Here is an 11,513-nt window from a genome sequence, read left to right on the forward strand (position 1 = left end):
TTTGCCTGTGAATCCTGTAACTGACCAACCTGTCGCCGTCTCCCTCACCCGCCCCGCGCGGATTCGCCTGGAGTTCAAGACTCTGCTTGCCCTGGCGGTGCCGATCATCATCGCGCAACTGGCAACTACGGCCATGGGCTTTGTCGATGCGGTGATGGCCGGGCGCGTCGGTCCCAAGGATCTGGCGGCGGTAGCACTGGGCAACTCGATCTGGGTGCCGGTATTTCTGTTGATGACCGGCACCCTGCTGGCCACCACTCCCAAAGTCGCCCAGCGTTACGGCGCCGGAACCCACAGCGAGATCGGTCCGATCGTGCGCCAGGCATTGTGGCTGGCGCTGGTAGTGGGTTTGATCGCTACCGCGATGCTAGTTGCCGCAGAGCCGATTCTGCATTTGATGAATGTCGATCCCGAGCTGATCGGCCCGTGCATGCAGTACTTGCATGGCATCGCCTGCGGTTTGCCTGCGGTGGCGTTCTATCATGTGCTGCGCTGCTTCAGTGACGGCCTCGGTCGTACTCGCCCGGCGATGGTGCTGGGTCTGTGCGGGCTGGCGCTGAATATTCCCCTGAACTACATCTTCATTTATGGCCACTTCGGCGTGCCGGCCATGGGCGGCGTCGGTTGCGGCTGGGCCACGGCGATCGTGATGTGGGTGATGGCGCTGGGTCTGGCCGGTTATGAGCGCTGGGCTCCGGCGTATCGTTCGAGTGAATTGTTCAGCCGTTTCGATTGGCCTCAGTGGGCGGTGATCAAGCGTCTGCTGGCCATCGGCTTGCCAATCGGCATCGCGGTGTTTGCCGAGTCGAGCATCTTCGCGGTGATCGCGCTGTTGATCGGCAGCCTCGGCGCTACCGTGGTCGCCGGGCACCAGATTGCGCTGAACGTCAGCTCACTGGTGTTCATGATTCCTTATTCGCTGGGCATGGCCGTGACCGTGCGCGTCGGTCAGGCCCTGGGCCGTGAGGAACCACGCGAGGCGCGTTTCGCCGCCGGCGTCGGCATGGGGACTGCACTGGCCTATGCGTGTCTCTCGGCGAGCATGATGTTGTTGCTGCGTGAACCGATTGCGGCGATTTACACGGCTGACCCGACGGTGATTCATATCGCGGCGATGCTGATTGTGTATTCGGCGCTGTTCCAGTTCTCCGACGCGATCCAGGTCACCGCTGCCGGCGCGCTGCGCGGTTATCAGGACACGCGAGTAACGATGATCCTGACGCTGTTCGCCTATTGGGGCATCGGCCTGCCAGTGGGTTATGCCCTCGGCCTGACCGACTGGCTCGGCGAGCCGCGTGGCCCGAGCGGGTTGTGGCAGGGTCTTATCGTCGGCCTGAGCTGCGCCGCGCTGATGCTGTCGATCCGCTTGACTCGCAGCGCGCGCAAGCGCATTCGGATCAGTCGCTCGCTGGGCTGAGTCCTTTACGCGAGACAAAAAATGTGGGAGCCAGCCTGCTGGCGATGATGGAGAGTCGGTCAACATAGACGTTGAATTGACTACCACATCGCCAGCAGGCTGGCTCCCACATTTGGTTTAGCGTTGGCCTGAGGCTCAGGCTTGTTTTTTGCGGATCCAGTACAGATAAGTCCCGGCGTCTTCGTGCTGGCCGACCAGTTCATGGTCGAGAAACACGCAAAACTTGGGAATGTCGCGGCGGGTCGAGGGATCCGTAGCGATCACCTTGAGCAGGCCACCGGGGGCCAGATCACGGATGTGCTGGTGCAACATCATTACCGGCTCCGGGCAGTTGAGGCCGGTAGCGTCGAGGGTGCCGTCGACCGGGGTATCGATCATTTCACTCATGATTAACTCCTGAAACTGGCCGGCATTGTCGCGCATTGCCGGGTGCTCGGTCACCTGTGGCTTCGTACTAATCCCCCTGTGAACTGCCGAAGGCTGCGATCTTTGCTTTTTGAAAGCTCAAAAGATCGCAGCCTGCGGCAGTTCCTGCACGGGGGGCGTTTGCATTTAGCGGGATTTGGTTTTCTTCACGTCATGCCGGCGCAGATGGCAGGTCACTTCCTCACGATCGTGATAAAGCTGCTTGCAGCCGATATCAACCTTGATCCCGCGCGCCTTGAAACCATCCGCAATGCGCTCAAGCAAACGCTTCACTTCGGCATAACGCTGCTTCATCGGCAGTTTCAAGTTGACCACCGCTTCGCGGCAATGCCCTTCGCCGATCCACTCTTCGAGCATTGCCGCGTTACGAGCCGGTTTCTCGACGATGTCACAGACCATCCAGTCCACCGGCTGCTTGGGCTTGAAGGTGAAACCGTCCGCCATCAAGTGTTGCACCAGGCCGGTCTCCATCAGGCTTTCGGCCATCGGGCCGTTGTCGATAGCGGTCACCAGCATGCCGCGGTTGACCAGTTGCCAGGTCCAGCCACCGGGCGCTGCACCAAGGTCAACGCCGGTCATGTCACTGTGCAAACGATCTTCCCACTGATCACGCGGGATGAAATGGTGCCAGGCCTCTTCCAGCTTCAACGTCGAACGGCTTGGAGCCTCACGCGGAAACTTCAGGCGGGGAATGCCCATTGGCCACATCGCCGAGTTACCGGCATCAGCCATACCCAGAAACACTTCACGGCCGCTTTTGAATGTCAGCAACAGACGCGGCTTGTTTGCGTCTTCAACCAGTTTGCCGGCCCCCGTCAGCGCCTTGCGCAGCGGGCCTTCGAATTTCTTGCAGAAGTTCGACAGCTCTTTGCCATCGTTGGTATCGACGACCTCCAGCCACAGACTGCCGCATACCGGGAATTCGGCCATGTGCGCGAGGATCACGCTGATGCGGTCGGTTTCCGGCAGATCAATGAAAACGCCGCGCGCCCATTGGCGCGGGAAGATCAGCTCGGCGAAACGCTGACCGCGCATCAGGCGCTCGGCGCCGTCTTCTTCGGTGCAGACAAACTCCGCGTACGCAGTGGCGGTTTTTGCCTTGGCGTAACCGGACACGTTCAACTGGGCAGCGAGGTCGGAAATCTCCGAGCAGACTTCGCCTTCGAAACCTGGCCGGCAATGCATGAATAGGGTGTTCATTCTTACTCCTGAGCAGCGGGCGAACATTCGGCCCCTGCGCGATGCTCAGGCCTTGCGTTGAAGCAAAGCCTGTCACGAAAACCGGCGCATGATAGCCGATGTCGGAACCTTGGTTCTCTTCATAGAGTCCAGTTATTAGCCAGCTAATGAAAACAGGGCTACGTTGATAGCTCTGCCCGTCCCCTCAATCCGTAGCAGTGCGGATTCAAAGGAGTGATTGCAATGCCGTCCCTAGATAGCCTGAAGACCCTTAAAACACTAAAAATCGACGACAAAACCTACCACTATTTCAGTTTGCCGGATGCTGCCAAAAGCCTGGGTAATATCGACAAACTGCCAATGTCGCTGAAAGTCCTGCTGGAAAACCTGCTGCGCTGGGAAGATGAAAAAACTGTCACCGGCGCCGACCTCAAGGCAATTGCTGCGTGGCTCAAGGAGCGTCGCTCCGACCGGGAAATCCAGTACCGCCCTGCCCGCGTATTGATGCAGGATTTTACCGGCGTCCCTGCCGTGGTCGACCTCGCGGCGATGCGCGCGGCCATGGCCAAGGCCGGCGGCGATCCGCAGCGAATCAATCCGCTATCCCCGGTGGATCTGGTGATCGACCACTCGGTGATGGTCGACAAGTTCGCCACGCCCAGCGCATTTGAGCAGAACGTCGACATCGAAATGCAGCGCAACGGCGAACGCTATGCCTTCCTGCGCTGGGGCCAAAGTGCCTTTGACAACTTCAGCGTAGTGCCGCCGGGCACCGGGATCTGCCACCAGGTCAACCTCGAATACCTCGGCCGCACCGTGTGGACCAAGGATGAAGACGGCCGCACCTACGCCTTTCCCGACACGCTGGTTGGCACCGACTCCCACACCACCATGATCAACGGCCTCGGCGTGCTCGGCTGGGGTGTCGGCGGGATCGAAGCGGAAGCGGCGATGCTCGGGCAACCGGTGTCGATGCTGATTCCGGAAGTGATTGGCTTCAAACTCACCGGCAAACTCAAGGAAGGCATCACCGCCACCGATCTGGTGCTGACCGTTACGCAGATGCTGCGCAAGAAAGGCGTGGTCGGCAAATTTGTCGAGTTTTATGGTGATGGCCTCGCCGACCTGCCGCTGGCTGACCGTGCGACCATCGCCAACATGGCCCCGGAATACGGTGCGACCTGCGGCTTCTTCCCGGTCGATGACGTAACGCTGGAGTACCTGCGTCTGTCCGGACGGCCAACGGAAGTGGTGAAACTGGTGGAGGCGTATACCAAGGCCCAGGGATTGTGGCGTCTGCCCGGTCAGGAGCCGGTGTTCACCGACAGTCTGGCGCTGGACATGGGCAGCGTCGAGGCCAGCCTGGCAGGGCCGAAACGCCCGCAAGACCGCGTCTCGCTGCCAAATGTCGCACAAGCCTTCAGTGACTTCCTTGACCTGCAATTCAAACCGACGAGCAAGGAAGAAGGACGCCTGGAAAGCGAGGGCGGTGGCGGCGTCGCGGTGGGCAATGCCGATCTGGTTGGCGAAACGGAGTACGAACACGACGGCCACACCTATCGCCTGAAAAACGGTGCGGTGGTCATCGCTGCAATCACGTCGTGTACCAACACTTCCAACCCGAGTGTGATGATGGCTGCTGGGCTCTTGGCGAAAAAAGCCGTGGAGAAAGGCCTGACGCGCAAACCGTGGGTAAAGAGTTCGCTGGCGCCAGGTTCGAAAGTGGTCACTGACTACTATAAGGCGGCGGGGCTGACGCAATACCTCGACCAGCTTGGTTTTTCGCTGGTCGGCTATGGCTGCACCACCTGCATCGGTAACTCCGGGCCATTGCCGGAACCGATCGAAAAAGCCATCCAGAAAGCTGACCTCGCCGTCGCTTCGGTGCTGTCCGGCAACCGCAACTTTGAAGGTCGCGTGCACCCACTGGTGAAAACCAACTGGCTGGCCTCGCCACCTCTGGTGGTGGCTTATGCCTTGGCTGGCACGGTTCGTACCGACATCAGTAGCGAACCGCTGGGCAATGACCAACAGGGCAATCCGGTTTACCTGCGTGACATCTGGCCAAGCAGCCGGGAAGTCGCCGACGCGGTGAGTCAGGTCAGCACTGCCATGTTCCACAAGGAATACGCCGAAGTGTTTGCCGGCGACGAACAGTGGCAAGCCATCGAGGTGCCACAGGCCGCCACCTATGTGTGGCAGGACGATTCGACTTACATCCAGCATCCACCGTTTTTCGACGACATTTCCGGCCCGTTGCCAGAGATCAAGGATGTGAAAGGGGCGCGGATGTTGGCGCTGCTCGGAGACTCGGTGACCACGGACCACATTTCCCCTGCCGGCAACATCAAGGCTGACAGCCCGGCCGGGCGTTATCTGCGCGAAAAAGGCGTCGAGCCGCGGGACTTCAACTCTTACGGTTCACGTCGCGGCAACCACGAAGTGATGATGCGCGGTACCTTCGCCAACATTCGTATACGCAATGAGATGCTCAGCGGCGAAGAAGGTGGCAACACGATCTACATTCCGACCGGTGAGAAACTGCCGATCTACGATGCCGCCATGCGCTATCAGGCGTCCGGAACACCGCTGGTGGTGATTGCCGGGCAAGAATACGGCACCGGCTCCAGTCGCGACTGGGCGGCCAAAGGAACCAACCTGCTGGGCGTCAAAGCCGTGATCGCCGAGAGCTTCGAGCGCATACACCGTTCCAACCTGGTGGGCATGGGCGTCTTGCCGCTGCAATTCAAACTCGATCAGAATCGCAAGAGTCTGAACCTGACCGGCAAGGAAACCTTCGACATTCAAGGCCTGACCGGCGTATCCCTGACACCACGCATGAACCTGCCTCTGGTGATCACTCGTGAAGACGGGCGACAGGAGAAAATCGAAGTGCTGTGCCGCATCGACACCCTGAATGAAGTGGAGTACTTCAAGTCAGGGGGGATTCTGCATTATGTGCTGCGGCAGCTAATCGCTTCATAAACGCGTGCCCCCTGTAGGAACTGCCGTGAGCTCGGCAGCGTCTACAGGGGACGTACTTTTCTTGGGGCGAAAAAAAACCCGCCGAAGCGGGTTTTTCCCAAGACCATTATCGACTCCCTGTCGGCAGCGATCCTTGCATGGTCGATCATCCTTGATCCTGAAGTACTCCCTGTGCTTCAGTTGATGGGTGTAGATTACGTGGTGGATCCAATCGACAATAGTCGTAATAACTACCATCGCGTGTAAGACATTCGCCATGGAAGCACTTCCGAAAACCCTTAGAAGGGTCATGCATTGAGCATGCCCGTCGCGATTTGCGCGACTTTCAACTGCCCAGAGGCCCTCTTCTGCAGGCTATCCTCCAGAAACCAGGCAGCGGACAACCCGGCAAACGCCAGCACCCATTGCAGCAGTCGGCGACGATCAAGCCCTGCGGCCTCGGCGATCACTTCAACTTGTCGCTGGAGGCGCTCAGGGTCGCCGGCGCTCGGTAGATCCGGGTTACAGATCAGATTGGCGTAGTCGAAACCGCGCTCTCCCCTCACCCGTTTCGGATCAATCGCCAGCCAGCCGCGCGCACCGAAATCGAGAACGTTGTCGTGGTGCATGTCACCGTGCAGTACCACCTCCTCCTGCGGGTCGGCAAGCAAGGCTTCGGCGGTTTGCAGACTCAAGGCGTAGAGCCCGGCCTCTTGTGCGGCCGCCACTCGCAGAGAAGCAAACCACGGCGTCAACTCCAACAGCGGCGGTGCCGGCATCGCGCGCGGAGTATGCAAACGTGCCAACGCTTTGCACAGAATGCGGCTGGCTTCGTCGTCCTCGCCGTTCATCGCCATGTGCATCAACGAACGCCCGCCCGTGGCCCGCTCCATCAGCAAGCCATCCTCATGATGAGCCAACACCCGTGCGGCACCGTCGCCATCCCACCAAATCATCAGCGGGTTGCCGTACTTCTCATCCGTATCATCGACCAATTTCAGCATGGCGGGCGCATCACCCAAGCGCACCGGCAACAAACGGCTGCCGGGGGTGATGATCGGTGCCCCGTCCGGCACCAGTGACCAGCGTTTGAGCCAAGGGTCGAACATCGCGCTCTCAACCACCGTGACGCTCGCGTGCCCTGGCGCTTTCCGCGAGAAACTGTTCAAGCCTGCTCAACTGTTCTTCCCAGCCACGACTGTCCATGTAATAGGCCTCTTTCTGGCGGATGTCGGGAATGTGCGCGAAACCGGACTCAGAGACCTTGAGCAACGTGCCACCCTCGAAATCTTCCAGCTCGAACCTGACCAGCGTTGTCGGTTCCTGGGAATAGTCGATCTTCGGATTGACCGCATACGGATGCCATCGGAACGAGAACAATTGCTGCGGCTCGACCCGTTCGATCAATACGTTCCACAACACATGCTCATAATCCGGATACGTGACCTGCCCTTGCGTCCATTCTCCGGCAATAAAACGCCTGCCCTCCAGCGCCACACCAAACCACTGGCCAAACGCCTCGGCATCAACCAATGCACGCCAGACATGTGAACGCGACGCCTTGAGCGTGATTTTTCGTTCGAAACTATTGGGTACTGGTTTCATACGTCACCTCCTGTTCTGAACAGTAGGCTTGTATGACCACATGTCCAAGGTGAAGTTGTATCAAAGCGGTGCCGCTGTGCAAAAGGCAGGAAACATCCGGCTGCATTTTCCGTTGGTGATTCGAGCAATTTACAGCACAACCCAACGGACGAAGCTGATACCTTTTCCATCGATGCTGAACCTGACAAGGACGAATCATGCAGCCATCCCTCCCTGAACGTTATCGCGGCGCCCTGCTAGGTCTGGCTTGCGGCGACGCAGTCGGCACCACGGTAGAGTTCAAGCCACGCCATTCATTCCAACCATTGACTGACATGGTCGGCGGCGGTCCTTTCCACCTCAAGCCTGGGCAGTGGACCGATGACACCTCGATGGCGCTCTGCCTGGCGGAAAGCCTGTTGATCAAGAACGGCTTCGACGCCACTGATCAAATGGGACGCTATCTCAATTGGTGGAAATGGGGTTACCTGAGTTCGACCGGCGAATGCTTTGATATCGGCATGACCGTCAGTCAGGCGCTGTCGCAATACCAGCGAACAGGTGAGCCCTTTGCGGGGTCGACCGAGCCCAATAGTGCTGGCAACGGCTCTCTGATGCGACTGGCACCGGTGGTGCTGTTTTACTTCCCGGACGACCGGAAAGTCAGAAAATTCTCCAGCGAAAGTTCGCGAACTACCCACGCAGCACCCGAGGCAATCGAAAGCTGCCAACTGTTGGCAGAGCTGATCAACAAAGCACTGCTTGGAGCGTCCAAAACAGAACTGCGCTTTTTGCCAGACTCAACCTTCAGCCAACCGAAAGTCGCGGAGATTGCTCGAGGTAACTATTTCACGAAATCAATAGACGAAATCTGCGGTAGCGGCTACTGCGTCCAGTCGCTGGAAGCAGCGCTTTGGTGTTTTCAGCACACCGACAGTTTTGCGGCGGCAATCCTGCAGGCCGCCAATCTGGGTGATGACGCCGATACCACGGCAGCGATCGTTGGCCAGCTGGCCGGCGCCCACTATGGCGTGCGAGCCATTCCCGCCAACTGGCTGGACCTGCTGCATGATGGTGAAGAGATTGCGGCTACAGCGGATCGCTTGCTGGAGGCCTCAAGACAACAAGTACCTGAATAGAATCTGTGCAATCACTACACTGCTCTGCACTTTCATTCGACACAGCGAGTATCTCCATGTCCCCACGTCTGCTCCTGGCCCTGACGCCTTTGCTATTCACCACCCTCAGCCACGCCGCCGTTGACTGCGCCAACGCCAGCGATCAGGCGACGATGAATCAGTGCGCCGGGCAGGATTACAAAGCTGCCGACAAAGAATTGAACGCTGTGTATCAGCAGATCACCGGGCGTTTGAAGGGCAACCCTGATGGCAAGAAGCTGTTGGTCAGTGCGCAACGCGCATGGATCGGTTTTCGTGATGCCGAATGCAAGTTTTCGTCTTCGGGTGTGACGGGCGGAAGTGTGTATCCGCTGATCTATAGCAACTGCATGACCGCTGTGACCAAGGTGCGGGTTGAAACGCTGAAGCAGTACTTGAAGTGTGAAGAAGGTGACATGAGTTGCCCGGTGCCGGGAGCCTGATTGCTCAAGGGCATATCGCTGGCAAGCCAGCTCTCACAGGTATTTGAACACTCGAAAACCTTGTGAGAGCTGGCTTGCCAGCAATGGCGGCAATACGGTGACTGCATGAAACTACTTCAGGCACGCTCAGCCCCCCGTAAGACCGCGCTGTGAAGCTGTTATCGGTTACACGTGCGGATCACCCGGCGCTTTCGACGGCGCCGCATACTGCGACTTGAGATGGCCGTCCTGATCGAGTAGCCAAGCGTCCATAATCTGCCGCACCACCGGCCCGGCGACACGACCACCGGCCTCACCGTTTTCTATCATCACCGAAATCGCAATTTTCGGGTGCTCAGCCGGAGCGAAGCCGACGAACAAGGCGTTATCGCGGTGGCGCTCAAGCGTCTTCGCGCGGTTGTAGCGCTCACCCTGCTTGATCGCCACCACTTGCGCCGTACCACTTTTACCAGCGATACGGTATTGCGCCCCCGCCGCTGCCGCACGGGCAATGCCGCGGGCATCGTGCATAACCATCTGCATGCCATGGTTGACCTGTTCCCAATCGCGCGGATCCTTGAGCAGGATGTTCGGCATCGGATGCTCGTCGACCGGCGCCATGCCATCGACAGTCTTGGCCAGGTGTGGGCGGTTCCACACGCCTTTGTTGGCGATCAGTGCAGTGGCCTGTGCCAGTTGTAGCGGCGTGACCTGCATATAACCCTGACCAATGCCGAGAATCACCGTTTCCCCCGGGAACCACGCTTGTCGACGTGTAGTGCGTTTCCAGGCTTGGGATGGCATCAGACCAGGAGACTCTTCAAACATGTCCAGCGAGACTTTTTCGCCGAGACCGAACATGGCCATGTAGTCGTGCAGGCGATCAATGCCAAGCTTGTGCGCCAGGTCATAGAAGTAGGTGTCATTGGAACGCATGATCGCAGCGTCCATATCCACCCAGCCGTCGCCGCTGTGGTTCCAGTTGCGGTACTTGTGATCGAAGTCCGGGAGTTGGTAGTAACCCGGATCGAAGACTCGGGTCTGCGGTGTGACAACGCCTGCGTCGAGGCCCGCAATCGCCACCTCTGGCTTGATGGTCGAGCCCGGTGCGTACAAGCCGCGCAGCACGCGGTTGAACAGTGGCCGGTCGATAGAATCACGCAGCGCCGAATACTCTTTGGAGCTGATACCCGTGACGAACAGGTTGGGATCGAAACTCGGGTTGCTGACCATCGCCAGCACTTCCCCAGTGGACGGATCCAGCGCCACGACCGAACCACGACGACCACCCAAGGCAGCTTCGGCGGCCTCTTGCAGTTTCACGTCGAGGCTCAGAACGATGCTTTTGCCGGGTACAGGGTCAGTGTGCTTGAGCACACGCAACACTCTGCCCTGGGCATTGGTTTCAACCTCCTCGTAACCGACATGGCCATGCAACTGCGCTTCGTAGAAGCGTTCGATGCCAGTCTTGCCGACGGACTGAGTGCCGCGGTACTCCACCGAGTCGAGGGTTTTGGATTCTTTTTCGTTGATCCGACCGACATAGCCGATCGAGTGAGCGAAGTGCATGCCAAGTGGATAATGTCGAACGAACTGTGGCTCGACATCCAGCCCAGGCAAACGGAACTCGTTGACCGCCAAGACGGCAATCTGCTCTTCGGTCAGTTCATAAAACAGCGTTACCGGCGTAAATGGATGACGGGACTGTTTCATGGCTTTGTCGAACACCGCACGGTCTTCGACGGGGAGGTGCAGGAGATCAATAACCTCGTCAAGCTCCTGATTGACGTCGATAGCGCGCTCGCGAGTGATGGTCAGATTGTAGCTGGGACGGTTATCTGCCAGGAGCACGCCGTTTCGGTCGTAGATCAGTCCGCGTGTTGGCGGGATCGGCAGGACATGGACACGGTTGTTTTCGGAAATGGTCGAGTGGTAGTCGAACTCCACGACTTGCAGGATGTACAGACGCGCTACCAGGGCGCAGCTGACTGCGAAGACAAAAAGGGCACAGGCGATCAACCGCTTGTTGACCAGGCGCGTCTCTTTTTCGTGATCCTTGATCGGGATGGGTTCAGGCATTTCTACAGCAACTCTTTGGCATAAGTGAGTGCCTATCCTTTGGCGAAAAATCAGTCCATGAAAAAAGCGAGTTGCACCATAACAAAAACTGCCCGGCCACTTAAGAAGGTTTTTCCCAATGGCAACGCTTGTGAAAGCTAGGGTTCGACTCACCCGAGAACTTTCCTGCGGGCAAAACAAAACCCCAACTGCTTTCGCAATTGGGGTTTCGGAATTTAATCTTGACGATGACCTACTCTCACATGGGGAAACCCCACACTACCATCGGCGATGCATCGTTTCACT

At 58.4% G+C, this 11,513-nt stretch carries 9 protein-coding genes; 4 read left to right on the top strand and 5 right to left on the bottom strand.

What is annotated here, in order from left to right; translation table 11 throughout:
• Positions 1 to 7: 7 nt before the first annotated feature.
• On the top strand, positions 8 to 1,417 hold the full coding sequence (locus H8B20_RS16780) for an MATE family efflux transporter (RefSeq protein WP_210623915.1): 1,410 nt from the start codon (positions 8 to 10) through the stop codon (positions 1,415 to 1,417).
• 135 nt (positions 1,418 to 1,552) lie between these two features.
• Here the strand turns inward: H8B20_RS16780 and tusA are convergent, their stop codons facing one another.
• Both tusA and rlmM read right to left on the bottom strand, forming a co-directional pair.
• A complete protein-coding gene (tusA, locus tag H8B20_RS16785; RefSeq protein ID WP_042562150.1) occupies positions 1,553 to 1,804 on the bottom strand; it encodes a sulfurtransferase TusA in 252 nt (83 codons plus the stop codon).
• A gap of 165 nt (positions 1,805 to 1,969) precedes the next feature.
• Positions 1,970 to 3,043, bottom strand: a complete 1,074-nt coding sequence (gene rlmM / locus H8B20_RS16790) for a 23S rRNA (cytidine(2498)-2'-O)-methyltransferase RlmM (protein ID WP_042560180.1) — start codon at positions 3,041 to 3,043, stop codon at positions 1,970 to 1,972.
• Between the two features lie 222 nt (positions 3,044 to 3,265).
• Between rlmM and acnA the strand changes: the two genes are divergently transcribed.
• Entirely contained in the window at positions 3,266 to 6,007 is a 2,742-nt protein-coding gene (gene acnA, locus H8B20_RS16795; protein ID WP_210623916.1) for an aconitate hydratase AcnA, read from the top strand.
• A gap of 287 nt (positions 6,008 to 6,294) precedes the next feature.
• Here acnA and H8B20_RS16800 read toward each other — a convergent pair whose 3' ends face one another.
• Together H8B20_RS16800 and H8B20_RS16805 are read right to left on the bottom strand one after the other, a co-directional pair.
• Positions 6,295 to 7,095 (bottom strand): aminoglycoside phosphotransferase family protein, encoded by an 801-nt coding sequence (locus H8B20_RS16800; protein WP_210623917.1) that lies wholly within the window; start codon positions 7,093 to 7,095, stop codon positions 6,295 to 6,297.
• A gap of 7 nt (positions 7,096 to 7,102) precedes the next feature.
• Positions 7,103 to 7,591 (bottom strand): SRPBCC family protein, encoded by a 489-nt coding sequence (locus tag H8B20_RS16805; protein WP_210623918.1) that lies wholly within the window; start codon positions 7,589 to 7,591, stop codon positions 7,103 to 7,105.
• 197 nt (positions 7,592 to 7,788) lie between these two features.
• On the opposite strand from H8B20_RS16805, the gene H8B20_RS16810 reads away from it, so the two are divergent.
• The gene (locus H8B20_RS16810) at positions 7,789 to 8,709 is read left to right on the top strand and encodes an ADP-ribosylglycohydrolase family protein (protein ID WP_210623919.1); all 921 of its coding nucleotides are present in this window, start codon (positions 7,789 to 7,791) and stop codon (positions 8,707 to 8,709) included.
• A 56-nt stretch (positions 8,710 to 8,765) separates the two neighbouring features.
• Entirely contained in the window at positions 8,766 to 9,170 is a 405-nt protein-coding gene (locus H8B20_RS16815; RefSeq protein WP_210623920.1) for a lysozyme inhibitor LprI family protein, read from the top strand.
• A 165-nt stretch (positions 9,171 to 9,335) separates the two neighbouring features.
• Here H8B20_RS16815 and mrdA read toward each other — a convergent pair whose 3' ends face one another.
• Positions 9,336 to 11,228 (bottom strand): penicillin-binding protein 2, encoded by a 1,893-nt coding sequence (gene mrdA, locus H8B20_RS16820; RefSeq protein ID WP_210623921.1) that lies wholly within the window; start codon positions 11,226 to 11,228, stop codon positions 9,336 to 9,338.
• Positions 11,229 to 11,513 lie beyond the last annotated feature (285 nt).

This window comes from Pseudomonas sp. P42, from assembly GCF_017973755.1.
GTDB classification, from domain to species: domain Bacteria; phylum Pseudomonadota; class Gammaproteobacteria; order Pseudomonadales; family Pseudomonadaceae; genus Aquipseudomonas; species Aquipseudomonas iridis.